Annotated in this window: 18 protein-coding genes; 9 read left to right on the top strand and 9 right to left on the bottom strand. The window is 75.2% G+C overall.

The features are described 5' to 3' along the window. Nucleotides 1-78 precede the first annotated feature (78 nt). The 7 genes from PGB27_RS13595 to PGB27_RS13565 all read left to right on the top strand — a co-directional run bounded on the left by PGB27_RS13595 (nucleotide 79) and on the right by PGB27_RS13565 (nucleotide 11676). Nucleotides 79-2130 carry an acyltransferase family protein gene (locus tag PGB27_RS13595; protein ID WP_274200891.1) on the top strand — a complete coding sequence of 684 codons (2052 nt, stop codon included), beginning with the start codon at nucleotides 79-81 and terminating at the stop codon, nucleotides 2128-2130. Nucleotides 2131-2183: 53 nt separating this feature from the next. Beyond that, complete coding sequence (locus PGB27_RS13590; RefSeq protein ID WP_274200890.1) at nucleotides 2184-2822, top strand: hypothetical protein; 639 nt, start codon at nucleotides 2184-2186, stop codon at nucleotides 2820-2822. 69 nt (nucleotides 2823-2891) lie between these two features. Then, nucleotides 2892-3803: a class I SAM-dependent methyltransferase gene (locus PGB27_RS13585; protein WP_408630060.1), complete on the top strand. Its 912-nt coding sequence runs from the start codon at nucleotides 2892-2894 to the stop codon at nucleotides 3801-3803. 108 nt (nucleotides 3804-3911) lie between these two features. Beyond that, nucleotides 3912-5789 carry a glycosyltransferase gene (locus PGB27_RS13580; RefSeq protein WP_274200888.1) on the top strand — a complete coding sequence of 626 codons (1878 nt, stop codon included), beginning with the start codon at nucleotides 3912-3914 and terminating at the stop codon, nucleotides 5787-5789. Beyond that, the gene (locus PGB27_RS13575; protein WP_274200887.1) at nucleotides 5786-7495 is read left to right on the top strand and encodes an SGNH hydrolase domain-containing protein; all 1710 of its coding nucleotides are present in this window, start codon (nucleotides 5786-5788) and stop codon (nucleotides 7493-7495) included. Before PGB27_RS13580 ends, PGB27_RS13575 begins: the two co-directional genes overlap by 4 nt. A gap of 88 nt (nucleotides 7496-7583) precedes the next feature. Then, a complete protein-coding gene (locus tag PGB27_RS13570) occupies nucleotides 7584-9668 on the top strand; it encodes an acyltransferase family protein (protein WP_274200886.1) in 2085 nt (694 codons plus the stop codon). Nucleotides 9669-9726: 58 nt separating this feature from the next. Further along, nucleotides 9727-11676 carry a DUF6541 family protein gene (locus PGB27_RS13565; RefSeq protein ID WP_274200885.1) on the top strand — a complete coding sequence of 650 codons (1950 nt, stop codon included), beginning with the start codon at nucleotides 9727-9729 and terminating at the stop codon, nucleotides 11674-11676. Nucleotides 11677-11699: 23 nt separating this feature from the next. Here the strand turns inward: PGB27_RS13565 and PGB27_RS13560 are convergent, their stop codons facing one another. The 7 genes from PGB27_RS13560 to PGB27_RS13530 all read right to left on the bottom strand — a co-directional run bounded on the left by PGB27_RS13560 (nucleotide 11700) and on the right by PGB27_RS13530 (nucleotide 18880). Further along, nucleotides 11700-12620, bottom strand: coding sequence for a class I SAM-dependent methyltransferase (locus PGB27_RS13560; protein WP_274200884.1), 921 nt, complete (start codon nucleotides 12618-12620; stop codon nucleotides 11700-11702). A gap of 79 nt (nucleotides 12621-12699) precedes the next feature. Continuing rightward, nucleotides 12700-13497: a class I SAM-dependent methyltransferase gene (locus tag PGB27_RS13555; RefSeq protein WP_274200883.1), complete on the bottom strand. Its 798-nt coding sequence runs from the start codon at nucleotides 13495-13497 to the stop codon at nucleotides 12700-12702. Then, nucleotides 13494-14387 carry a glycosyltransferase family 2 protein gene (locus tag PGB27_RS13550; RefSeq protein WP_274200882.1) on the bottom strand — a complete coding sequence of 298 codons (894 nt, stop codon included), beginning with the start codon at nucleotides 14385-14387 and terminating at the stop codon, nucleotides 13494-13496. The genes PGB27_RS13555 and PGB27_RS13550 overlap by 4 nt, the downstream gene beginning before the upstream one ends. 49 nt (nucleotides 14388-14436) lie before the next feature. Beyond that, entirely contained in the window at nucleotides 14437-15792 is a 1356-nt protein-coding gene (locus tag PGB27_RS13545; RefSeq protein WP_274200881.1) for a lipopolysaccharide biosynthesis protein, read from the bottom strand. Continuing rightward, entirely contained in the window at nucleotides 15789-17756 is a 1968-nt protein-coding gene (locus tag PGB27_RS13540) for an arabinofuranosyltransferase (protein WP_274200880.1), read from the bottom strand. Before PGB27_RS13540 ends, PGB27_RS13545 begins: the two co-directional genes overlap by 4 nt. Before the next feature lie 43 nt (nucleotides 17757-17799). Beyond that, on the bottom strand, nucleotides 17800-18216 hold the full coding sequence (locus tag PGB27_RS13535; RefSeq protein WP_274200879.1) for a DUF2304 domain-containing protein: 417 nt from the start codon (nucleotides 18214-18216) through the stop codon (nucleotides 17800-17802). 1 nt (nucleotide 18217) lies between these two features. After that, nucleotides 18218-18880: a glycosyltransferase family 2 protein gene (locus tag PGB27_RS13530; RefSeq protein ID WP_274200878.1), complete on the bottom strand. Its 663-nt coding sequence runs from the start codon at nucleotides 18878-18880 to the stop codon at nucleotides 18218-18220. A 216-nt stretch (nucleotides 18881-19096) separates the two neighbouring features. Between PGB27_RS13530 and PGB27_RS13525 the strand changes: the two genes are divergently transcribed. After that, nucleotides 19097-20593, top strand: coding sequence for a hypothetical protein (locus tag PGB27_RS13525; protein WP_274200877.1), 1497 nt, complete (start codon nucleotides 19097-19099; stop codon nucleotides 20591-20593). 4 nt (nucleotides 20594-20597) lie between these two features. Here PGB27_RS13525 and PGB27_RS13520 read toward each other — a convergent pair whose 3' ends face one another. Continuing rightward, nucleotides 20598-21314 carry a class I SAM-dependent methyltransferase gene (locus PGB27_RS13520; RefSeq protein ID WP_274200876.1) on the bottom strand — a complete coding sequence of 239 codons (717 nt, stop codon included), beginning with the start codon at nucleotides 21312-21314 and terminating at the stop codon, nucleotides 20598-20600. Between the two features lie 20 nt (nucleotides 21315-21334). Continuing rightward, entirely contained in the window at nucleotides 21335-22444 is a 1110-nt protein-coding gene (locus tag PGB27_RS13515) for a glycosyltransferase family 4 protein (protein WP_274200875.1), read from the bottom strand. A gap of 151 nt (nucleotides 22445-22595) precedes the next feature. Between PGB27_RS13515 and PGB27_RS13510 the strand changes: the two genes are divergently transcribed. Beyond that, nucleotides 22596-25904, top strand: a complete 3309-nt coding sequence (locus PGB27_RS13510) for an arabinosyltransferase domain-containing protein (RefSeq protein ID WP_274200874.1) — start codon at nucleotides 22596-22598, stop codon at nucleotides 25902-25904. Nucleotides 25905-25907 lie beyond the last annotated feature (3 nt).

The following is a 25907-nucleotide window of genomic DNA, read 5'->3' as shown; positions in this document are numbered from 1 at the left end:
AGGACCGCGAGTACGGTTCCGTGGCCCGGAGGCGACGTCCGGGTCCAGGGACGTCACCGACGGGAGGACCGGCTCGACATGCCCAGCGCCGGCCCGCTCGACGACCGTCCGACGTCGCCGGCGCCCGCGGCGCGCCCGGAGGACCCGGGAGCACGCCGCTCGCGCTTCCGGCCCGAGATCGAGGGGCTGCGCGGCCTCGCGGCGGTCCTCGTGGTGATCTACCACGTCTGGGTCGGTCGGGTCTCCGGCGGCGTCGACGTCTTCTTCCTGCTGTCCGGCTTCCTCGTCGTCGGGATGCTCGTGCGCAGCGTCGAGCGCGGCGGGCTGCGGGTCGCGGCCACGTGGCTGCGGCTGTTCTGGCGGCTGCTCCCGACGGCGGGTCTCGTGCTGCTGGTCAGCGCCGTGGCGGCCGCGACGTTGATGTCGCCGCTGCGCTGGCCCCAGAACATCGCCGAGATCGTCGCCTCCGCGTTCTTCGTCGAGAACTGGCGGCTGGCCGCCGACGCCGTCGACTACTACGCGGACAACGACGCCGCCAGCGTCGCCCAGCACTTCTGGTCGCTGTCGGTGCAGGGGCAGTTCTACGTGGTGGCCCCGTTGCTGGTGCTGCTCGTCGCGGTCGTCGCGCGACGGCTCCGCGCGGACGTGCGCCGGGTCCTGCTCGTCGTCCTCGTCGCGGTCGCCGCGGCGTCGCTGACGTACTCGGTGATCACCACCGCCGTCGACCAGCCCTTCGCGTACTTCGACTCCCTGGCGCGGGCCTGGGAGTTCGCGATCGGCGGCGTCCTCGGACTGACGATCGACCGCATCCGGCTCACCCGGCGCCTGCGGGTGCTGCTGGGCTGGGTCGGGGTGCTGGCGCTGGTGGCGTGCGGGGTGGTCCTCGACGTCGGGGCGGGCTTTCCCGGCTACCTGGCACTGTGGCCGGTCGCGGCCGCGGCGGCGGTCGTCGTCGCCGGGAGCACCGGCCGTGGCGGCGTCGACCGCCTGCTGGCCTCCCGCGCCGGCCGGTACCTGGGGGACATCAGCTACCCCCTCTACCTGTGGCACTGGCCGGTCCTCATCCTCTACCTGTCCTACCGCGAGCGCGCCGAGGTCGGCCTCGTCGGCGGGCTGGGCGTGGTCGGGCTGTCGGTCGCGCTGGCCGTCACCAGCCACCACCTGCTTGAGCGGCCCGCCCGGGACGTCCAGCCCGGGGGACCGCCGCGGTGGCGGCCCGTCGCGCTGGTGGCTGCGACGCTCGCCCCGGTCCTGTTCGTTTGCCTGGCCTGGCGCGCGGCGAGCGACCAGCGGGCGGGGGCCTACGTCGACCTCCGCGACCCCGACCACCCCGGGGCGGTGGCCCGGCTGCCCGGCTTCGTCTACGGCGGCGCGCCCGGCGCCCCGCTGCGACCGTCGACGCTGGCAGTGGTCGACGACTGGGTGGAGTACCAGCAGGACTGCGTCGTCCCACCCGAGCGCCCGAACCTCGAGCTCTGCACCTACGTGCCCGCCGAGACCCCCGACCGCGTGATCACCGTGGTCGGCGACTCCCACATGCAGCAGTTCCTGCCCGCGCTCGAGCCGCTGGCCCGCGAGCGCAACTGGGAGATCCGGACACTGATCCGGCCCGGGTGCCCGTTCTCCACCGGCTCGGACGCCAACATCGGCGAGGTCCCGTGTCTGGAGTGGAACGCCGCGGCGATCGAGCACATCCTTGCTGAGCCGCCCGACGCGGTGCTCGTCGGCGCGACCCGTGACGTGCGCGCGGGGCGCACGGAGGAAACCCCGCTGGGCTTCGTCGAGGCCTGGCGGCGTCTCGACACGGGCGCTGTCCCGGTCGTCGCCCTGCGCGACAACCCGCGCTTCGACTGGTGGCCCGCGGAATGCGTGGAAACGCACGGCCGCGGCGCCCCGGAGTGCGAGCTGCCGCGCGACGAGCTCTACGCCGAGCCGCCGTACGCCTCGATGGACGTCCCCGGCAACGTCGGCTTCCTCGACCTCACCGACCACCTCTGCACCGAGGCCGTTTGTCCGCCCGAGATCGGCAACGTCATGGTCTACCTCGACGACAACCACCTGTCGGCGTCCTACGCGCGGAGTCTCGCCCCGGTCGTGTCGCTGCTGCTCCCGGCCGCGCTGGACCGATGAGCACCCGGGAGTCGCGCCACCGCGGGCGCGGGCGGTTTGCGAGGATGCGGCGGATGCGTCTCCCCGCCGCGGTCGCCGCCACCGCACTGCCCGCCCTGGCGCTCGCGGTCCTCGGCAGCTCCCACCCCGCGGTGCTCACCCCCGAGTCGGCCCCGTGGTGGCGCGACCTGCACGTCATCGGGCTCGTGCTCTTCCCGCTCCTCGCGCTCGGGCCCTGGGCCGTCGTGCGCGCCGCGCGTCCCGCCGGCCCGCTCGGCTGGGTGCTCGAGGGGCTCGCGATCGTGCTGGGCCTCGTCTACGCCGCCTTCTACGGCGCGCTCGACGCGCTCGCCGGGATCGGCGGGGGACACGAGACCATGCGCCTCGGCCCGGGGCCGTGGGTCGCGGCGCTGTTCGAGATCGCCGACGCCCTCGGCATCCAGGGCGCCTACGCCTACCTCGCGGCGAGCGTGCTCGCCGCGGTGCTCGCGCTGGTCCGCGCACCGGGGGCCTGGCGCCTGCTGGCCGGGCTCGGGGCGGTGTTCGCGGTCGTCGGGGCGTGGTCGTTCCTGACCAGCCACATCTACTGGCCGTTCGGCGTCGCGACGATGGTCATGCTCGCGATCGGGCACACGCTGCTCGTGGTGGCGGCGACCCGCCCGGCGCCGCGCGCGCCGACGTCGGCCGGGGACCTGGCTGCGGCGGCCCCGTAGCGACCCCTCGTCGGCCGCCGCCGACCGGTCCGCGACACCACCTCGACGGAAGCGCCCGTGTCCGTTTCCATGGCTGGGGTGTCCTCCCGCCTGCGCCGCCTCCGGCACGCCCTGAACGTCCGCCTGGTCCGCGCCGTCGAGCGCGGGGTCGCGACGGTCGTCGAGGACCGGGTGCTGCCGCGGCTGGACGCCCTCGAGGTGCGGGCGCGGGAGCAGGCCGCCGCGCTCGACGCGGCCCGGGGCGAGATCGACGGCCTGCGTGCGGAGCTCGTGGCGCGCGAGATCCGCGACCGCCGCGACATGTTCGCGGCCGGGGAGCGCGAGGCCGTGGTGAGCAGCGCCCGCTTCGTCGAGCAGGCGATGCCCGGGGCGCGCCCCTTCCCGAACCCGGCGGCGACGCTCGCCCACGCGCTGGAGATCGCACCCCGGCGTGGCGGGCTCGCCCTCGAGTTCGGCGTCTTCTCCGGCACCACGCTGCGCGCGATCGCCGCAGCGCGCGGCGATGGCGAGGTCTACGGGTTCGACTCGTTCCAGGGCCTGCCCGAGGACTGGCGCGCGGGGTTCGGCGCCGGGACGTTCGCCGTCGGCGAGCCGCCCGAGGTCCCGGGCGCCGAGCTCGTCGTCGGCTGGTTCGCCGACACGCTGCCGGCGTTCCTCGCCGAGCACCCCGAGCCGGTCGACCTCCTGCACCTCGACGCCGACCTCCACTCCTCGACGGCCACGGTGCTCGAGCACGTCGGGCCCCGCCTGCGACCCGGCTCGGTGATCGTGTTCGACGAGTACCTCAACCACCCCGGGTGGGAGGACGGCGAGCACCGCGCGTGGACCGAGTACGTCGCGCGCACCGGGCTTGACTTCACCTACGAGGCCTTCACCCACGACCACGAGCAGGTCGTCGTGGTGGTCCGGTCGACGCCGCCGTCCGAGCAGGCCGTCGTCCCCGAGCAGCACCGTCCAACGGCCGACCAGCGCGTCGGTTGACCCGACACGGGGGCGCCCGTCCCCCGGGGAGCGGTGCCACGTCTCCTACCCTGGCGGTCGAGGGCACGGTGAGAGCACCCGAGCCGGATCGCGGGGGAGCACGCACACATGACCGACGTCCAGGCCGTCCGCACCGCCGAAGCGGGCACGGGAGCGGCACGGGCCGTGGTCGCCCGCGGCCTCTTCGCGGGACCGACGTCCGACACCCCGGACGACCTCTACGCCGAGGTCCGCCGCGGGCGGGCCGAGCGGCGGCGCCACCACGTGCGCGTCGGCGCGTTCAGCCACGTCAGCACCAACACCTACTTCGGCCGCTTCTCCGCCAGCTACTGGCAGCGCTGGGCGACCGCCGGCGAGGTGCGCTTCGAGGGCCGCATCCGCGGCACCGGACGCATCCTGCTGCGCGCCTCGGACACCAACGGGGTGCCGCGCACGCTGGCGGTCCACGACGTCGACAGCGAGGACGTCGCGCTCTCGGCCACCCTCGACCGCTTCCTCGACGGCGGCGGGCTGTGGGTGGAGGTGCTCACCGACGACGAGGAGCTGGTGCTCTCCGACACCCGCTGGACGGTCGCGGCCCCGGCCACCGACCGCCGCACCTCGCTCGTCGTCTGCACCCACAACCGCCCGGTCGACTGCCTGACGACCCTGCGCGCCATCCTCGACGACGCCGACGCCCTCGGCGTGCTCGACCGCGTCGTCGTGGTCGACCAGGGCTCCGACCGCGTGGCCGACCAACCGCGCTGGGCCGAGGTCGCCGAGGCCTTCGGGAGCCGCCTGAGCTACCTGCTGCAGGGCAACCTGGGCGGGGCGGGCGGCTTCACCCGCGGCCTCTACGAGCTCGTCGAGGACGCCGCCGACCCGCACACCGACGTGCTGCTCATGGACGACGACGTCCGCTGCGAGCCCGAGGTGGTCGTGCGCCTGGCCGGGTTCGCCCGCCACACCGCGGTCCCGACGATCGTCGGCGCCCAGATGCTCAACCTCCTGCACCCGACGCAGGTCATCGCCGGGGCCGAGAAGGCCGACTTCGTCGAGCTCGCCTGCGGCCGCCGGCCCGAGGGCGCGGTCGGCGAGTCGGACGTCACCGGCTACTTCCCCGACGGCACCAAGAACGTCCAGGACCGCCGCGTCGACGCCGACTACAACGGCTGGTGGGCGTGCCTCATCCCCGCCGAGGTCGTGCGGCGGATCGGCTACCCGCTGCCGTTCTTCTTCCAGTGGGACGACGTCGAGTACGGGTACCGGGCGCGGGCGCACGGGTTCCCGACGGTGACGCTGCCCGGTGCAGGCCTGTGGCACGCCGACTTCCAGTGGAAGGACTGGGACGACTGGCGCCGCTACTTCAACCACCGCAACGCGATGATCACCGCGGCGCTGCACTCCGACTTCCCGGTGCGCGGGATCCACAAGACGCTGCGCGACCATTTCGCCCGCTACCTGCTCGGCATGAACTACGGCCTCGCGGCGACGCTCGTCAAGGCCGTCGACGACTTCCTCGCCGGCCCCGAGGTGCTCGCCGACGGCGGGGTGAGCGCAGCGTTCACCGTCCAGGAGGAGCGGCGGCGCTACAGCGAGACGACGCTGCACGACGTCCACGACGTGCCGGGCTTGTCGAGCGTCGAGATGCCGATCGTGCGCGCCGGCTACGAGCCCTCGCGGCCCGCCCTGGTCAAGCTCAAGCGGGCCGTCCAGCAGGCGACGGGGCGCGTGCCGCACCGCGGCGGGCTCGTCGGCTCCGGTGAGGCGCACTGGTGGCACGTGTCGCTGTTCGACCGCGTCGCCGTCGTCGACGCCGGTGAGAACGGGGTGCGACTGCGCCGGCGCGACCCCGAGCACCTCACAGCCCTGACGCGCGAGAGCGTGCGGGTGCTGTGGCGCTTCGCCCGCGAGGGGTCGGCGGCCGCGCAGCGGTGGCGTGACGCGCAGGGCGCGCTCACCGACGCCGCGAGCTGGCGGCGCCTCTTCGGCCTCGACGAGGGGTGAGCCCGGCGCTCCCCGCGCCGGTCCTCGTCGCGCTGCTCGCCGTCGCCGGGCTCGTCGCGGTGCGGGCCCTGCTCGACGCCGTCGGTCCAGGCGGCTCCTTGCGCCGCGACGTCGCCCGCGGCGCCCGGGGCCTGCTGGCCCCGCTGGCCGTGGTGGTGGCGGCCGGGTGCGTCGCGACGGCGGTCACGCTGCCGTCGTCGTGGTGGCCGCAGGTCCAGGCCGAGGCGCTCGCCTCGCTGCTGCTCGTCCAGAACGCGTACCTCGCCCTCGAGACGCCGGCGGCCGCGCCCGGGGGTGCGCTCGCCGGGCCGTTCGCGCACCTCGGCGCCGTCGCCGTGCTCGGGCAGCTCCTCCTCGGGGCCGCCCTGCTCGCGGGCCTCGCCGCCCGCACCGGGCGTCGGCGGGCCGGGCGGGTGCTCGCCGTCCTGCTCGCCGTCGCCGGCGTCACGTCGGCGACGTACGCGTGGACGCGGGCGGGCGAGCCGGCCGCCGTGGTCGCCCTCGACACGGGCGCGCAGGCGTGGGCGTTCGCGGCCGGGGGCCTGCTCGCCGTCGTGGGCGCCCGGTCGTCGCGATCCGTCGGCCGGGTCCTCGCCGCCGCCCCGCTGCGCGTGCTCGGTGCCCTCGCGCTCTCCCTGTACCTGTGGTCCGGGCTGGTCGCGGCCTTCTACCTCGCCTGGCGCGAGCGGCCCGAGCTCGGGCTGCGTGGCGGCGCGGTGGTCCTCGCGGTCACGGTCGTGCTGGCCGCGGCGACCGTGGCGGCGGGCCGGGTCCCGCGCGTCCGCGGCGTCGTGCCGGTGGTCGTCGCCGCGGTCACCCTGCTGCTGGTGGCCGGCGCGTGGGCGGCCGTGACGGCGTGGCGTCCGGGGGCGGTCGTCACGGTCGCCGACCCCGCCCACCCCGGCGCCGCCGTCCGGCTGGCCGGGTACGGCGCGGTCCCGCCGGCCCCGGTCGTCCCCGGCCCCGCGGCCCGGGGTGCCGACTGGGCGCCGGGCGGGAGGACCTGCACCACCTCGGCGCTCGCCGCGGAGCTGCGCACCTGCCGCGACCCGGTGCCCGACGCGCGGTTCCGGGTGGTCGTGGTCGGCGACTCGCACGTCGAGCAGCTGCTGCCCGCCGTCCGCCCGATCGTCGCCGAGCGTCACGGCGAGGTCGTCACGATGCTGCGCGGCGCCTGCCCGTTCTCCACGACCTCGGACACGGTGCCGGACGACGCGGGCTGCGCGTCCTGGAACCGGGCTGCGCTGGGCGAGATCACCGCGATGCGTCCGGACCTCGTCGTGACCCTCGCGTCCCGCGACGCCCGCTCGCCCGCGACCGAGGAGACGCCGGCCGGGTTCGTCGACGCCTGGCGGTCGCTCGAGCGCGTCGGGATCCCGGTGCTCGCCATCCGGGACAACCCTCGGCTGCCCGCCTCGCCGGGCCCGTGCATCGACCGGCAGCCCGCCGAGACCTGCACGGTCCCGCGCGCCGCGCTGCTGGCCGCGACGCCGCCGTGGACCCGCGCGGGCCCGCTACCCGGCAGCGTCACCGTCCTGGACCTCGCCGACACCTACTGCACGGCCACCGTGTGCCCCGCCGTCGTGGGCAACGTGCTGGTCTACCTGGACGCCAACCATGTGAGCGCCACGTTCACCGGCACGGCGGCGCCGGTCGTCGCACCCGCCCTGCTCACGGCGATGGAACGGCGGCCGCCGGGGTACTGACCGATCAGTTGTGCACCACACCCGCTGGCGCCACGGCCCCCGGGCCGTCGTAACGTCAGGTGAACGGACCGACACCGTGGGGAGCCGGATGACAGCGAGCGGGGCCACGTCGCCGATGCCCGCCGCCGACGCCACCGGTGCCACGACGCCGCTGACCTCGGGGACCGCCGCCGGCCGCCACCGTCAGGAGGCCCCCGCCGCTCGCCGGTTCCGCCCCGAGCTCCAGGGCCTGCGGGCGCTCGCGGTGGCGCTGGTCGTCGTCTACCACGTGTGGATCGGCCGGGTCTCCGGCGGCGTGGACGTCTTCTTCGTCATCTCCGGCTTCCTGCTCGCCGGGCAGATGACGCGGGCGGCCGAGCGTGGGCGCATCGACGTCCTCGGCTACTGGGGCAAGACCGCCAAGCGCCTGCTCGCGCCGACGTCGATCGTGCTGATCGGGGTCGTGCTGGCCTCGCTCGCGATCCTGCCGCACTCGCGCTGGCCGCAGACCCTGCGCGAGGTCGTCGCGTCGGCGCTGTTCTTCCAGAACTGGCAACTGGCGGCCGACTCCGTCGACTACTACGCCGCCCACAACACGGCGAGCGTGGTGCAGCACCTGTGGTCGCTGTCGATCCAGGGCCAGTTCTACCTGCTGTTCCCGCTGGTGGTGGTGGTCGTCGCCCTCGTCGCGCGGCGGGCCGGCGCCGACGTCCGGCGGGCCGTGACGATCGCCCTGGTCGCCCTGTCCGTGGCGTCCCTGGCCTACTCGATCGTGCTGACCGCGACCGCGCAGCAGCTGGCCTACTTCCACTCGGCGACGCGGCTCTGGGAGTTCACGCTCGGCGGCCTGCTGGCCGTCGCGGGCACGGGGCTGACCCTGCCGCGCTGGGCCGCCACCCTCCTCGGCTGGCTCGGCGTCCTCGGACTCGTGGCGTGCGGTCTCGTGCTGGACGTCCAGGGCGGCTTCCCGGGCTTCCTCGCCCTGTGGCCGGTGCTGTGCGCGCTCGCGATCCTCGTCGCGGGCGAGACCCACCACCGCCTCGGCGCCGACCGCGTCCTGTCCTCGCCGGTGATGCAGTACCTCGGCAACATCAGCTTCCCGCTCTACCTGTGGCACTGGCCGGTGCTGCTCTTCGCGCTCGCGATCACCCGCCACCCGGAGCTCGGGCTCGAGGGCGGGCTGGTCGTCATCACCCTGTCGGTCCTGCTCGCGGTGCTCACGCGCCACCTCGTGGAGGTCCCGCTCGGCGCCCTGTCGCTCGGACGGTCGCCGCGCTGGGGCAACCACCGGGTCGCGCTGCTGCTGCTCGTGCCCGTCCTCGTCGTCGCGCTCGGGTGGCAGGGCCTGGTCAGCCTCGACCAGCGCGCCCCCGTCGGCGCCGACCAGGCCCGCCACCAGGGCGCCCTGGCGCTGGTCGACGGCGGGCAGGGCGACGACACGACGCCGATCCCCTCGTACACGGCCCTCAGCGCCGACTGGGAGCCCGCGCCCCCGCAATGCCGCCTCTCGGCGTACGAGCCGACGATGCAGGTCTGCTCCTCGCCGGTCGAGGGGGAGCCCGTCAAGCGCCTGGTCCTCGTCGGCGACTCCCACATCCAGCAGTTCACGGCCGCCCTGCTCCCGTACGCGGAGAGCCGGCGCTGGCAGGTCACCACGATCCTCAAGGGCGCCTGCCCGTTCGGTCTCGGTCCGCCCGCCGACGGCGAGGCCGCCGGGTGCGGGGAGTGGAACCAGCAGGCGCTCGAGGAGATCCGCGATCTGCGCCCCGACGCCGTCGTCACCATCGCGTCGCGCGAGGTGCGCACCGGGCAGACGGAGAACACACCCCCGTCGTACGTCGAGGGCTGGAAGGCGCTCGACGCGCTGGGCGTCCCGGTGGTCGGGGTGCGCGACAACCCGCGCTTCGACTACGCGCCGGCCGCCTGTGTCGAGGGCCAGCTCCCGCCGGACTTCCCCTGCACGCCGGCCCGGACGGACCTCTACCCGGAGGTCCCGTCCTACGAGCGCGCCGGGGAGCTCCCGGGCAACGTCTCCTTCCTCGACACGAGCCACTTCGTGTGCACCGCGAGCGAGTGCCCGCCCGTGATCGGCGGCGTGTTCGTCTACCTCGACAACAACCACCTGACGGCCACCTACGCGCGGTCGATGTCGCCGGTGGTCGGCCCGGAGGTCGCGCGCCTCATGGGGTGGTAGGCCAGGTGCGCCCGCGGTTCTCCTACGCTGGCCGCAGCCCGGAGCCCGAGGAGGAACGATGACGTTTCCCCTGGTGACGTGGGGGGACGTCGGTCTCGTCCTCCTCTACGTCGTCGTGCTGTGGCTCCCCGGTCTCGGCGCGCTGCTCGCCTCGGGCAGCCGCGGCTGGACCGCGCTGGCCGTCGCACCGCTCGCCACCTACGGCATCGCGGGCGTCGCCGGGCCGGTCGGCTCGGGACTCGGTCTGCCGTGGAGCCCGCTGAGCCTGGTCGTGGCCGCCGTGCTCGCCGCGCTGCTCGGCTTCGGCGTCCGGCGCCTCACCCGACGCTGGGCCGACCCCGACGACGTCGTGCGCTCCGCCTGGTCACGCGTGACGACGATCGGCGTCGGGCTGGCCGTCGCGTTCGCCGCCCTCTTCGGCGCCGGTGCGGTCCTCGGCGGTTTCGGCCGGATGACCACCATCCCCCAGGACTGGGACGCCGCCTTCCACGCCAACGGCGTCGCCTGGATCGCCCGCACCGGCGACGGCGGCCTGACGGGGATGAGCCAGATCAACTGGTACGGCAGCGCGCCGCCCCAGTACTACCCGAACGCCTACCACCTGATCGGCGCGACGATCAGCGACCTCACCGGCCGCGACGTCCCGTCGATCCTCAACGCCCACACCCTGCTGATCCCCGGCATCCTGGCGCTCTCGATCGCCGCGCTGTGCCACCGGCTCGGCTCGCGGGGCCTGCTCGCGGCCGCGTCGGCCGTGATCGCCGTCGGCATCTCCTCGTTCTACGACATGCTCTGGCGGGGGCCGCTCCTGCCCTTCGCGGTGGGCGTGGCGCTCATCCCCGCGCTGCTCGTCGTGCTGACCGAGTACCTCGCCGCGCCCCGGGTGCCGCGGCGACTGCCGACGCTCGTGCCGCTCGCCCTCGGCGCGTGTGGTCTCTACGCGCTGCACCCCGGCGCGTTCATCGCGGCCGCGCTGTTCGCCGCGGCGATGCTCGCGTCCTCCTGGCTGCGCGCACCGCGCCGCGTCCCCGCCGACCTCGCCTCCCTGGCCATCGCCGCGGTCGTCGCCGTGGTGGCGCTCCTGCCGCACCTCCTGCGCTCGCTGCGCAGCGTCGGCGAGGCGTCCACCGACTGGCCCGCCGCGGGGTCGGCGGCCACCGGCCTCGGCGAGGCGCTGCTGTTCAGCCACGCCTCCGACACCGTCCAGGTGTGGTTCGTGCTGCTGCTCCTGCTCGGCGCGCTGTGCTGGCTGCGGCTCGACGCCCTGCGCTGGATCGTCCTGCCCGGACTGCTGTTCGTGGGCCTGTTCGTGGCCGCCTTCGCCAGCGACGCGCCCGTCGTCGAGGCCGTCACGCGGCCGTGGTGGAACGACAGCTTCCGGCTCATCGGCATCGCCACCATCCCGCTCGCGATGCTCGCGGGGCACGGGCTGCAGCAGGTCCACGACGCCGGGATCGGCCTCGCGCACCGGCTGGTCCCCGGACTGGCCGCGCGCCGGTACGACGTCGTCATCGGGGCGTCGGTGGCAGGCCTGCTCCTCGTCGCGCTGGTGGGGCTCACCGGCGGCGACTACCTGGCCCGCAACCAGGCCCTGATGGCCAAGAACACCGGCGAGGGCCCGGCGCTCTCGTCGGCCGAGGTCGAGGGCCTGCGGGTGCTCGGCGGCCTGGTCCGGCCCGGTGAGCGGGTCATGAACGACCAGGGCGACGGCTCGGTCTGGATGTACGCCCTCGGTGGCGCGCTGCCGGTGGCGGGCCACTACAACCAGTCGCTCGTCGATCCGGACGCGCGCCTGCTCGCGGCTCGGTTCGACGACTACGACACCGACCCCGCGGTGCAGGCGGCGGTCTCCCGGCTCGACGTGCGCTGGGTGGTGCTGGGCCGTGGCTTCCTGCGCGAGGACGCCTCGCGCCAGCCCGGGCTGGACGACCTGGCGCGGGTCCGGGAGCTGCAGGTCGTCTACACGAACCCGGACTTCGCCATCTACCGGCTGGAGCGCGCCGGCTGAGCAGGACCGTGGGGCAGGACCCGTCAGGTCCGGAACCAGAAGCCGCCGCCGACGGGCCTGGGGAGCTCGGCCAGGCGCGGATCGCGCCACAGGTCCCTGGTGATCTCGGCCAGGGCCGGCGTGTCCGCGACGTAGCGGACCGGCAGGACGATCGACGCCGGGTCGTCGCGGGTGAGCAGGTGGACGGCGAGCAGGTACTGCTCGTTGTAGAAGCGCTGAGCCCAGGACGCGGGGTAGTCCCACGGGAGCTCGATGTCGTGCAGGCCGACGGTCACGCCGCGGGGCAGGTTGGGCAGGACCTCCAGGAAGAACACCGTGACGTCGGAGTTCATGAAGCTGCGGTGCGACCCGTCGAAGAACACGACGTCGCCCGCCCCGACCTCGTCGAAGATCGAGAGGTCGGAGTCCTCGAGCGTCGTGCGCACGACGCGGTCGCACAGCGGGTCGACCTCGGCGCGCGGGTGCGGGTCGATCGAGGTCAGCTCCGTGCGCAGCCCGCCGTCGGTGATGGCGCGGCGCGCGAGCTTCGTCGACTCACCGGAACCGATCTCGACGTACCGCGCCGGCCGCTCCTCGGCGAGCAGCGTGTAGTTGACGACCATGTCCATCGGCGGCAGCCAACCGTTGATCCAGGTCGGGCCGCTGGTGACCTCGGGGGAGCGCACCGGGATCGCGGCGAGCGCCTCGTGGTACTTGCGGCCCCGGTCCAGGAGGTCCGCGTACGCCTCGTCGTTGCGGCTGATGAGCGCGTGGAGCCCGGGGTGCGGCGCCGCGCCCTGCACGTAGCGCGGCCGCTGCCGGACCGGGTAGTCCAGCACCGCCACCTGGCGACCGCGAACCACCCACATCACGTCGGCGAACGTCTGGTTCTCCACCAGGAGCCGGCGGAGGCGCTCCATCACGGCCGGGTGACGCTGCAGAGCTCGTTCCAGGCGACCGCGCATACCGGACAATGCTAGTTCGCGCGCGGTGACGATCCGGTCAGGGGTGCGACACAGCGTGTCTGCCCGGACGCGCCGCCCGTCAGGTCGTCGCGCGCTTCTCGACGACCACCAGCAGCGACTTCGAGATCCACCACAGCGCGGGGAAGCGCCGCAGCGCCGCCACCCCGTAGCGGTAGAGCGGGCTGTCCCCGCCCTCGGCCAGCGAGACGTCCCCGGGCAGCGTCAGCCGCCACTCGAGCTCGGGACGTGCGGCGAAGAGCTTCCGCAGGCGCCCGACGGTGGGCGCGTAGCTCGCGTCCTGGTAGCTCGTCCCGCGCCCCGTCAGCTGCAGGTAGCGGTCGGCCAGCGGGACGGGCAGGTAGCTCAGGAACGGCAGGCCGTAGTGGGCCTCGATCGGCCAGAGCCGGTTCGGCACGAGGATGTAGGCGACGCCCCCGACGCGCAGGGCCCGGCCGAGGCGGTGCAGGGCGTCGGGCTGGTCGTCGATGTGCTCGAGCACGTTGTCCAGGACGGCGACGTCGAAGGCCTCGACGTCCTCGAGCTCGCCGACCGGGCCCTCGCGCACGGTCACGTTGTCCGCGCCGCGCTCGGCGACGAGCTCGCGGGCGTACTGCGCGAGCCCCGGGCTCGGTTCGATGCCCACCGCCGACCGGGCCCGCCCCGACCACTCCACGAGGCTGTGCCCGTAGCCACACCCGATGTCGAGCACCGCGCACTCGGCCATCGGCCGTGCGAGCAGGGGACCCACCGTGAGCTCGATCTGCTGCACGAAGCCCGCGGCCAGGGCCTCGCGCTCGGCCATCCGCAGGGTCTGCCGCTCGTACTCCGGCAGCTCCGGCGTCCCCGCCGGCTCCGACGACCCGGCTGACGAGGTCATGCCGTCCTCCCTCGGTCGAGGGGCCGTGCCCCCGCGCTCCGCGCCCGCGCCGCCACCGCACTCGCCCGCACCAGCGACTGGTGCAGCCGCGAGCTGAGGTGGAGCTCGGCGGCCCGTGCCGCCCGTCGCCAGCCGCGGTCGCGCAGCGTCGCCGCGATCTGGCGGAAGTACCGGTCCTCCTGCTCCCAGCGCACGCCGCTCGCGGCCCGCGTCGAGGAGTCGTTCGATGCGTGCCGGCGGTAGCGGAACGCAGGCGTCGGGTCGACGACGAGCGTCCCGCCGCCGAGCAGGACATCGACGGCGTGCGCGAAGTCGCTGATGCCGTCGACGTCGACCCACGGCCCCGTCCGCGACAGCGCCTCGCGGCGCAGCGCCACGCTCGGCCAGTAGAGCCAGTTGCCGTGCATGAGGCGGGTGACCGCCTCCTCGCCGCTCGTGACGCCGCGCCGACGCGCCGATCGGCCGCTGAGCCGCTTGATGCGATCCCCGAGCGGCATGACGGGGCGGCCCTCCTCGTCGATCACCGTGACGCCCGGCTGCACCATGACCGCGTCGGGATGGCGCGCGAAGGCCTGCTCGACGACGTCGACGTAGACGGGCTCGACCAGGTCGTCCGCGCCGAGGAAGTTGACGATCTCCGCGTCCCCCTCGGCGGCGACCTGGAGGCAGCGGTAGAGGTTGCCCGCGGTGCCCTGGCGCTCCGCGTTGCGGCGGTAGGTGATGCGGGGGTCCGCCAGCTCCCCGATGTGGTCGGGGATCTCCGTCGTGGGCCAGCCGTCGTCGATGACCGTCAGCCGCCAGTCGGGGTTCGTCAGCGCGCAGATGCTGGTGATCGTCTCGACGAGCAGCGCGGGGCGGCCGTAGAACGGGATGACGAAGTGGACGGTCATCGGCGCTGGCACTCCCCCGGGGGCGGCATCGGCCGGACGGTACCGGCGCTCACGGGCCCGGCGGCGTGGGGGGCTCGGGACCCACCGGCCCGTCGGGCAGCGGGTCGCGGCGGCGGGCGATCCCGACCAGGGCGCTCCCGGCGATCGCCGCCGTGACGGCCGGGCCCACGAGCTGGGCCACGACCGCGCCCGCGATCGGGTCCATCGGGGCGACGAGGAACCCGAGGAACACCAGAGTGCCCACCGACCACGCCACGACCACCCGGCGCTGACGCCCGGCCGCGACGAGGGCGGGCTGGAGCATCTGGCAGGCCATCATGAGGCTCGTCGCCCCGGCGAGGGCGACGATCACCAGCGCGCTCGGCGGGACGGGCACGCCGAGCAGGACCCGCACCGCCCAGGGGCCCACGGTGCCGCCGAGCAGCGCGCCGCCCGCGCCGAAGACCGCGATGACGAGCAGGGTGCTGGTGATCCGGCGGCGGAACGCCGCGGTGTCGCCGTGGGTGAGCGCGCGGGTCAGCGACGGCAGCAGCATCGCCTGGACCGGCGCGAAGAGGAAGAGCGGGATCCGCGCGAGCACGAACGTCGCCGCGAACGCGCCCGCGACCGCGGCCTGCTCGGGCATCCGGTAGGCGACGACCACGGGCCCGAGGTTGGCGACCAGCTGCATCAGCAGCGTCGAGCTCACGAGCAGCACGAGCGAGCGCGCCATCGGACCGGGTGGGTCGGGCACGGCCGGACGCTCACCGAGCCGCAGGGCGGGCGCCATGAGCAGGCCCGCGAGCCCGGCGCCGACCGCGAACACCATGGCGTAGGACACCGGCGACGACGCCGCCAGCACCAGCAGGAGCGCGATGCCGAGGAGCCGGGTGCCGCCCTCGAGGTGCAGCGTGCCGGCGTAGGCGACGAAGCGCTGCTGGCCGGAGAAGACCCCGCGGCACCAGTAGACGACGCCCGCGCCCGCGACGGCGACCACGACCGCCGCGAGGAGCCCGGGCCGGCCGTTGAGCACGCGGTCCAGCGCCGGCCACCACAGCGCGACGAGGACGGCCGCGGCGATCACCGACAGGCCGACGCCCAGCACGGCGCCGCGTCGCGCCACCGCGACGATCGAGCGCCCGGTGGCCAGCCGCTCCGAGACCGCGCGGCTGACCTCCTGCTCGAGGGCGACGAACACGCCGGGCCCGACGATGTTGGTGAGCAGGTAGACCGAGGTCAGGGCGGTGACGTCGGCAGGGTCGGCGGCGAAGGTGCGCCCGACGACGGCGACGAAGGCGTACCCGGCGAGGCCCACCAGCCCCAGCCCGACCGCCAGCGACAGGCCCGAGCTCAGCCAGGAGTTGCGCCCGGAGGGCGGCGGCGAGCCCGCGGCCACGCCCCGGCCCCGGGCCGACGCGCGCGTCACGGTGACACCCGCGCGATGACGGTGAACGGGCCGACGTCCGCGCGCCGGAACCCCGGGGCGTCGAAGAGCCGGGGCGCGAAGACGACGTCCCGGTAGCGGCTCCCCGCGCTGAGGGGGAACACGTTCTCGGCGAGGGTCACGACGAGGCCCCGGTCCTCACGCCGGAGCACGAGGACGTCCGGTGCCCGGAACGGGCCCTCGTCCAGCATCCGCCGGAGCGCGCCCGCGTCCGGCGCGCCTGCCCACCGCGTGATCTCCGCGTCGCGCTGCGGGTAGTGCGCGAGCGGGTTCGCGTACTCCTGCTTGACCGTCTGGTAGCCCCGGTAGGGCGCGAAGACCATGATCGGCCAGTGGTCGGTGAGGACCACGAGGTCCTGCGGCGGGCGCCCCGTCAGCGCGCCGATCGCCGCGGCGAGCTTCGGGTGCAGGCTGCCCGGGTCGTCGGGTCGGGGCGCGGGGTCCACGGCGGACACGCCCTGGTCGTCGCGCGCGGTGAAGGCGCCCTCGAGCAGCGGCGCGACGTCCTCGGACGGCGTCTGCACCAGGTGGACGCACGCGAGGACGGCGAGGACCGCCACGCCGCGGCGCAGGTCCCGCCCGCCGCGGGCGCCGAGGCGCCGGCCCGCCACCCCGACGGCCTCGCCGAGGGCAAGGACCCCGGCGCAGGCGAGCGCCAGCGTCAGCACGAACTCGAGCTTGAAGGACAGCAGGGTCGTGCCGACCGCGAGGGCGAGGAGCGACAGCGCGGCGTAGACGTACGCGGCCACCGCCACCATCGCGAGCCCCGCCGCCTCCGCCCGGTGCCGGGCCCGGACCGCGATCCACACCGCGCCGACCAGGCACAGGACGCCGACGACCGACGCCTCGAACATCGGGGTCCCGACGATCGCGCCCACCTCGGGCAGGTAGAGCGCCGAACCGTTGCCCGCCGTGCCGTCGCCGAGCGCCGCGACGAGGAACGGGGCCCACACCGGCAGCGCCAGCACGACCGTGAGCGCGACCACGAGGACCAGGCGCCCGCCGACCACCCGAGCTGCGCGCCACCCGCCGCCCCCGACGGCGGCGGCCGCGACCGCCGCCAGGCCGAGCGCGAGGAAGAAGAAGCCGGCGAAGAGCGTGTAGGTGATCGCCGCGACGCCGCCCACGACGCCGAGCAGGACGACCGCCGCGACGCGCTCGGGGCGCGGTGCCCCGTGCTCCGTGAACAGCCGCCACCCGAGGACGACCAGCGGCGGGATGCACGCCGCGACGATCCAGCCGTAGGGCTCGTAGGCGCCGACCAGCAGGCCGACGACCGCCGTGGTGGTGCCGAGCACCAGGGCCGTCCGCCCGTCGACCACACGGCGCCACAGCACCACCGCGAGCGACGCCGCGACCGCCATCGTCGCGATCGAGTACGGCTTGTACACCACCCACGCCGGCAGGCCGGTGAGGTCGGCGAGGCGGCCGCCGAGCCAGAACCACGCGGGCGGGTAGAACGACGGCAGGTCCGCGTAGTTGCCGTCGGCCAGCGCCGCCGAGGCCGCGAACCGGCCCAGGTACTGCATGCGGAAGGCCTGGTCGCCGTCGGTGCCGAACAGGTAGAAGCGGGTCCCCGCCAGCAGGGACGACAGGGCGGCGGTCGTGATCGCGGCCGGCAGGACGACGCCGGCCGCGGCCACCAGGCGCGGGGACGCCCGCGCGTGCACGAGCGCGAGCAGTCCGGCCGTGAGCAGCACCGAGATCGCGGTCAGTGCGGTGGGCACGAACGAGGGTCGCGGGATGGTCAGCCGTCCGACGGCGAGCTGGACCACCAGGCTCGTGAGGCCCGCGCCGAGGACCGCCACGACCACCGAGCCGCCGAGGCGGAGCAGGGTCGTCGTGGCGGAGGGACCGGGGATGTCGGGTGCCTGGCCGGGCCGGGGGTCGTCGTGGCGGCGCTCGTCGACCGCCGCGGAGGGGCTCGCCGGCCGCACCGCGCTCACGACCGGCTCCCGCGGTGCCGGACCCCGCGCGGTCCGGACACGGCTAGGAGCCCTCGGGATCACCTGGTCGTGACCCCGACCCCGAGGCCGCCAGCGCGCCGTGTGGCTCGTCGTCCGGGAAGCGCTCCCGGTTGACGACCTCCGCCTCGCGCAGCGCGACGGCCCGGGCGAGCGCGGTGAACCGCTGGTCCACGGCCTTGAAGCGCACGTAGAAGTTCAGCATCCCCATGAGGAACGCGATGACCAGCGCGTAGAGGACGAGGTCCGCGCCGCGGCCGACGCCGATGAGGTTCGCGACCGCGCTGACGTCGCCGGGCCGCACGATCGCGTAGATGTTGACGGCGGCGAACAGAACGACGGCGACCCGCTTGCCGGCCTGGATCCGCACGCCCGGCTTGCTGCGCAGGAACGCGACGAACAGGCCGAGGACGGCCGCGATGAGGATGAGTTTGACCAGCACGTCAGGCTCCACGCTGCCGCATCGAGAGGTCGAACAGGATGTTCACCCCGTTGAGCAGGGACTGCCCCTTGGCCCGCGAGTAGTCCGTGTACCGGATGCTCACGGGCACCTCGACGACCTTCCACCGGCGCCGCGCCAGGTAGGCGACGATCTCGGAGGCGTGGGCCATCCCGTTCATCGTGATCCGGAGGTCCTGGGCCGGCGCGCGGGTGAACACCCGCAGCCCGTTGTGCGCGTCGGTGAGCTTGAGCCGGCGCCCGGCGACGCTGAAGGCCATCACCGTGCGGAGCACGAGGCGCTTGAGGGCGGGCACGTCGCGGGCGTGGTCGAGGAAGCGGGACCCGAGCACGACGTCGGCGTCCCCGTCGCGCGCGACGTCCAGCATCGCGCGGGCGTCCTCGACGCGGTGCTGGCCGTCGGAGTCGAAGGTGACGAAGAACTGCGCCCCGGGGCGACGCAGCGCGTAGGCGAGCCCGGTCTGCAGGGCGGCGCCCTGCCCGAGGTTCACGGGGTGCCGGACCAGGTGCGCGTCGGTCTTGAGGATCTCCGGCACCGAGTGGTCGCTGCTGCCGTCGTCCACGCAGACCACGTGGGGGAACGTCTGGAGGACCTCCTCGACGACACCGGCGACGACACTCGCCTCGTTGAAGACCGGGATGATCACCCAGGCGTCCTCCGTACCCCGATACGGAGAGGTCATGTCGTGCCCCCAGTGGACGGTTGGCACCGAGGCTAGTGCACCCACCGACGCCCGGACCGCGACCCCGCTCCGGCGCGCCCGCGGCCCGGTTCTGGCGCTGTGTCACGACACGATCACGTCCGGCGAGATCACGGCCGCGGCGAGCCTTGGGAACCCGACGATCGGGGCACTCTGGGCGGCGTGGCGGTGAGGGACGAGGTCGCGGCGCCGGGCCCGACGACGCGGACGCCGGCGGCGAGCGCCGCGGCGGCGGGTGCGGCGGTGGGCAGCTCGGCCTGGGCGTGGCTCCCGGTCCTCGTCGCCGTCCTGGTGTTCCTCGCGGCCCGCCAGTCGCTGATCGACGACGCCTACATCACCCTGAGCTACGCCCGGACCCTCGCCGAGCACGGCGAGTGGGGCCTGGTGCCCGGCATCCCGTCCAACACCCAGACGAGCCCGCTGAACGTCCTGCTCGTCGCCGCGCTCGCGCTGCCCACCGGGTCGGCGCTGGTCGCCGCCGGGGTGGTGTGGACGGCGAGCGCGGTGGCCGTCGGCGGGTTCACCGCGGCGATCGCCCGCGCGCAGCGCTGGTCGGCGGCGTGGGCCGGGCCCGTCGCGGGGGTCTCGTTCGCGGCGTCGCCGCTGATGGCCTCGACGATCGGCCTCGACACCGCCCCCGCCGTGGCCCTGGTCATCGCGCTGGCGTGGGCGGTGACGAACCGCGGCCCGGTCGCGGCCGGCGTCGTCGGCGGGCTGCTCGTCCTGTGCCGGCCCGACCTCGCCCTGTTCGCCCTCATCGGCTGGGCCTGCTGCGGGCGGCGGTCCTGGCTGGCGGCCCTCGTGACGATCGCGGTGGCCCTGCCGTGGCACGTGCTGTCGTGGCTGCTGCTCGGGTCGGCCATCCCCGACACCTTCTTCATCAAGACCGGGGCCACCGACGGCTGGTTCCACCTCTACCTGTGGGCCAACGCCCCCGCGATGTACTGGCGGTTCTGGCCGGTGGAGACCGTGGCGGTGGTCCCGCTCGCCGCGGTCGGCGTCGTGGTCGCCGCGGGGTGGGCGCTGCGCGGTGGGGCCCGGACCCGGCTCGTCGCCGTCCTCGCCGGCGGGCCGGTGGCCTACTGGGTCGCGCTGTGGCTGCTCTCCACCCCGGGCAGCCACTGGTACTTCGGGACCATCCTCGTCCCGCTGAGCGTGCTGGCCGTCCTGGGGGCCGCGGCCGTCACCCGGCTCTGGCCGCGTCTGGTCGTGTCCGCGCTGGTCCTGGCCATGGCGGTGGTGCTCGCCTGGCGCCCGGCGCCGTGGGCGGAGGCGCCGTTCATGCCGAACTGGGGCACGGCCCCGCAGTACGAGGCCGCAGCGGCCGACCTGCCCGACGGGCTCGTCGTCAACTCGCCCGGGGAGATCGGCGCGCTGTCCTGGGCCTGCGACACGCGGTGCACGCTGGTCGACGAGTTCTCCGACCAGGGGCGCGCCCAGGTGTTCATCGACCGGCGGGTCGCGGAGTCGGGCCCCTGGACCCGCCGGCTCCTCGAGCTCAACTTCACCCACCGCGAGCGGGTGGCGCCGCTGCAGCCCGCCTGGAAGCTGTCGTTCCGGGCGGACCCGGGCTCGCCGGAGGGCGTGTGGCCGGTCCCGACGACCTGGCGCGGCGAGCAGTACCTGGTGCTGGACCCGGTGCCACCGCCCACGCCGTGAGCCCTCAGCGGTCGGTCGTCGTCACGTAGAGGCGGCTCTGCCAGCGCGGGCCGGCGCTGGTGTCCGGGTCGGCCGTGACGACCCGCGCCCCGAGCGACGCGACGAGCTCGCGCACCCGGCGCTCGGGCGTCCCGTGCATCTCCATGCCGCGGCGCAGGCGGACCGCGACCGGCTCCGGCAGGACGCGCAGCGCGAGCCCGGCGGCCGTGCGGGCGGGGGCCGTCGGCAGTTGGAAGACGACGACGCCGCCGGGGCGGACCACGCGGTGGAACTCGCGGACGTAGCCGTGCGCCAGGGCCGGCGGGACGTGCTGGAGCACGCGGCAGGAGTAGACGAGGTCGACCGAGTCGCTCGGCACCCCGGCGAGGTCGGCGCCGTGGACCTGCTCGAACCGGCAGGCCGGCGCGGTGACGGTGCGGCGGGCGGCCGCGAGCATCGTCGGCGAGATGTCGAGGCCCAGGACGTCGCCGAACCCGGCGGCCGCGAGCCCGTGGGACAGGCGGCCGGCGCCGCACCCGAAGTCGAGGGCCGTGCTGCGCCCCGGGGCGACACCGAGCTCGTCGAGACGGGCGAGCACGGTCGCGATCTCCGCCGCCCCGGTGGCGAGGAAGTCCTCGGCCCGCCACTTCCCGCCGGCCTTGTCGGCGTCGGTGAGGACGGCCCACATCGGGTCCTCCTCACCGAGCCGGGTCCAGGTCCGCGAGACCTCGTCGATGCCCACCGCTCGCTCCTCTCCCCTGCTCACCGGTCGGCGGCCTTGGTGAGGACGGCCTCGTAGGCGTCGAGGACCGCCTCGACGTCGTAGTGCTCGTCGGCCGCGGCACGACCGGCGGCCGCGTCCGGCGGGTCGTCGCGCAGCCGCCGGAGGGACGCCGTCAGTTCCGGGACGTCGCCGGGCGGCACGACCTCGCCGAACCCCGTCGTCCCGACGACCGTGCGCACCCCGGGCAGGTCGCTGACCAGCGCCGGGACCCCGGCGCGCATCGCCACGACCTGCACGATCCCGAACGCCTCGAACGCGTTCACCGACGGCAGCGCGAACGCGTCGATCGAGGCGTAGAAGTCGTCGAGCTGCTCGTCGGGCACGAAGCCCAGGAGCGTGATCCGCGGGTCGTCACCCGCGTGCCGGCGGATCCGGTCGACGACGCTCCCGCCGGCGACGTGCAGGTGGTCACCGCCGATGAGGAGCCGGGAGTCGGGGTCGTCGAGGGCGCGGAAGGCGTCGACGAGGTGCTCGACCCCCTTCTCCTCCACCAGGCGCCCCAGGAACCCGACGTGGAAGCCGTCGCCGTCGCGGTAGGTCGGGCGGCCCGCACTCCGTGGCGGGCAGGGCGGCGGGATCGCGACCATCGTCGGCCGGATCGCGGGCCACATCCGGCTGTGCCGGGCGTAGTCCTCGCTGCTCACGACCGCTGCCGCCGACCGGCGCAGCGCCCCCGAGCTGGCCCGGTCGATGGCCCGGCGCTGCAGGTCGTTGATCGCGCCGGGCGGGAGCGTGACGTCGCAGTGGTAGGTCGCGACCACCGGCACCGACGCCAGCCGGCTCAGCAGCCCGCCCTCGATGAGCGGCAGGTGGAGGTTGGCCACCCGCGCGCGCCGCATCTCGCGCAGCGCCATCCGCGTCAGGTTGACCCCGATCGTCCCCTTGCCGACCCGGGCGAGCACCGGTGCCCGCACGATCCGCACCCCGTTCCGCTCGTCGTGGGTCGGCAGCGCCGGGTCGTGCTTGCTGGTGACGACGCAGACGCGCCACCCGCGGGCGGCGAGACCCTCCGCGACGTCCCGGGCGACGTTGGTGAGACCGGAGACGTAGGGCGAGTAGTAGGTCAGGACGATGACGACGTCGTTCACGACGGGGGGAGACCCCTCCTGCACCGCTCGACCTCCCGGGGCCTGACGTCCGAACCGTCCTCATCGTGCCGGTCCGACCGTACGGGGGGCGTCACGGCGACGGCGCATCGGGCGGTTAGCGTGAGGTCCTCGGCGACCAGGTGGGAGAGGCGTGAGCACGGACACCCGGCCCCGGGAGGAGGCCGTCGCCGGCGACGTCGCGCGGTGGCCCGTGGGACGCCTCCGGGTGATCGGGCGGACGGTCGCGGTGGTCGCCGGGCTGGTCGCGATCGTCGGTGCCCTGGTCCTGCCCTTCGCGCCGGTCGACGTCAGCACGCCCGAGGTCCGCTGGCCGGTCGACCCGCGTGACCCGGCGCCGACGATGCTGATGCTCACGGCCTACGAGCCCGTCGGCCTCGAGGTCCGGTTCAGCTGCCGGGCCGCGCGCGCCGCGGCGGCGACCCCGGACGGCGTCGTGCTCGCCACGATGGCGCCGTCCTCGCGCGACATCGACGAGGACGCACTGGTGATCCGCGCCCAGGGCGACGGCGTGGTGGTCCGCAGCAGCGGCGAGGACCTGTTCGCGGGCGCGCTCCCCGCCGGCGACTGCGCCGTCGTCGTCGCCGGCGACGCCACGGCGATGCGGGTCGTCGTCGACGGCGCGGTGGTGGCGACCTCGGCGAGCCGCCTGCCCGCGCCGCTCACCCCGCAGGAGTTCGCCGAGGAGGATCGCGAGGAGCCGCTGCCCGAGACGGAGCCGGACATCGAGGTCCTCACGCCGCTGCCCGAGGTCGACGCCCTGCGCACCTCGGTGCCGGGGACGCCCGACGCGACGGCCGACGACCTGTCCGTGCGCCTCACCGTCGACGACGCCTTCGCCCACACCCCGAGCGCGCTGAAGACGGCGCTGATCACGGCGATCGTCGTGGCCCTGGTGGTCGGCGGGGCCGCGATGGCCGGCCTCCTCCTGCTCGGTCGGCGCGCAAGCCGCCCGGGGACCGAGCGCGGACCGCCCACCGCCCGCGTGGCCGCCTGGGTGCGGTCGTTCCGCGCGCCGCGGTGGGCAGTGGTGCCGCGGCTCTGGGACGTCGTCGTGCCGCTGGTCCTGCTCGCCTGGCTGTTCCTCGCCCCGATGACCGACGACGACGGCTACTACGGCGCGATGGCGGCCAACGTGCCGTTCTCGGGCTACGTCACGAACTTCTACCAGCTCTACAACCAGGGCTTCACGCCCTTCGCGTGGCCCTACTACGTCCTGTCCTGGTGGCAGACGACCGCCGGGTTCGGCCCGGTCGTCCAGCGCATCCCGGCGCTGGTCCTGGGGATCGCGACGTGGGCGGCCGCGCGGGTCTTCGTCGCGCGCACCCCCCTGTGGGGCCGGGGCGAGCGCGCCGAGCGGTGGGCGCACGTCGCGGCGCGAACGGTGCTCGCCGCGGCCTTCCTCGCCTGGTGGCTGCCCTACGACATGGGCCTGCGCCCCGAGCCGGTCGTCGGCTTCTTCACCGTCGCGACGCTCGCGGCGGTCGCCGAGGGGCTGGAGCGGCGCCGGCTCGCCCTCCTCGGCCTCGGCGTCGGGCTGGCGACCTGCGGGCTCATGGCCGCCCCCACCGGCTTCATCGCGCTCGCCCCGCTGCTGGTCGCGGCGCCCGCGACGTGGCGGCTGATCCGCGACGGCTCGACGAGCTGGTTCGCGGTGGCCGGCCGCTGGGTCGTGGTGCTGGCGCCGGGCGCGGTCGGCAGCCTGCTCGGGTTCGCCGACGGCGCGTACCGCGACTTCGTCCGCGCACAGGCCATCTTCGCCCCGATCCAGCGCGCGCAGACGTGGTACCAGGAGTTCGCGCGCTGGGCGGCCCTCCTCGATCCGGGCGGGTGGTTCGGCTCCTACGCCCGGCGCACCGCGGTCCTGCTCTGCCTGCTCGCCCTCGTCTGGTTCCTCGTGCTGGTCGTCGCGGCCCGCGCCCGCGACCTCGTCGTGCCCCGGCGGCTCCCGCTCGCCGGGTGGTCGATGCTGCTGTCGCTCGTGCTGCTGCTCCCGACGCCGAGCAAGCCGACGCACCACTTCGGCGCCTTCGCGGGCCTCGGCGCCGTCTTCCTCGCCCTCGTGCTGGTGGTCGGCCCGCGCCTGCTCGCGGATCTCGACGAGGACCGCCGGGTCCCCCGCCCCGCGCTCCTGGCCGCCGGCCTCGCCACCGTCCTCGTCCTCGCCCTGGGCTTCCACGGGCGCGCCATGTGGCCCTACGGCTGGGGCCTCGGGCAACCGGCCTACGGCGACTACCCCTCGATCCGCGGCTACGAGCTCGACCAGCCGCTGTGGTGGACGCTCGGACTCACCGTCACGGCGGTCGTGCTGGCGGTCGTCGCCCGGCTGCTGGCGCCGCGACGGCAGCGGCTCGCCCTCGCGGGCGCGGTCCCGGTCCTCGTGTGCGTCGGGCTCCTCCTGGTGAGCACCTGGACCGTCGGCGACTTCGTCCGCGCCGCCGACCGGACGTCGACGTCGTGGTCCCCGCAGGTCGACGCCTGGCGTGACCCCACGAGCGCCGGCTGCGCCCTCGGCGGGCAGATCGACGTCCTCGACACCCGCGGCCAGCGGGCGCTCCCGCCGGCGGTCCTGCCCGGCGGCGAGCCGCCCGTGCCGCCGCTCGCCGTCGACGCGCCCGACGCCCCGGACCCGGAGACGCGGACCGAGCCCTTCCTGCCCGGCGCGGTCTTCCCGGGGAGCCCGCCGCCCGCGGACCTGCCCCCGGACACGCCGGTGTTCGGCAGCTTCCTCGTGCCCGAGGCCGGGGCGACCGCCGACGCCCGCACGGGCTCCCTGACCACCGACTGGTACCGACTCGACCGGGGCGCACCCGACGCCGGCCTCGCCGTGGCGGTCTCGGGCCGTCTCGACGACGACGTCACCCTGCGCGTCGAGTACGGGCGCGAGACCCCGGCGGGATTCCTGCCCACCGGGGGCGCGGCGGTCGGCGAGGACGGGAACTCCGTGGAGTGGCGGACGGTCCCGCTGCTCGGGATCGCGGCGCCGCCCCCCGACGCCGACGTCGTCCGGCTCGTCGCCGACGACACGAGCACCTCGATCGGCGGCTGGCTGGCGTTCAGCGCGCCCGTCGAGCGGACGTGGGTGCCGCTCCCGGCGTACCTGCCGCCCGGCGGCGCGGTGGGCGTCGCGTGGCAGATCCAGTCGCTCTTCCCCTGCATCCGCCAGCCGCGCCAGCAGGACGGCATCACCGAACCGGCCGTCGGCGCGATCGGCTACGGCGAGGACCCCGAGGCGGCCCTCGCCGACTGGACGTTCAACCCGGACCGCGGGGGGCTCCTCGGCCACGCCCAGCGCGAGGCCGAGGTCACCCTGTTGACGACGCGGGTCCGCGACGTCGGGGAGGACATCGACGACGTGCACGTCTGGCGGTACACCCAGCCCTACCCGACCGACGGCTACGAGCTCCTCCGGGACCGGACGACGGTGCCCGGCCTGCCGTGACCG

The sequence above is a fragment of the Actinomycetospora lemnae genome (assembly GCF_028737315.1).
Classification (GTDB): domain Bacteria; phylum Actinomycetota; class Actinomycetes; order Mycobacteriales; family Pseudonocardiaceae; genus Actinomycetospora; species Actinomycetospora lemnae.
This window is presented reverse-complemented; position numbering and strand designations above follow the sequence as displayed.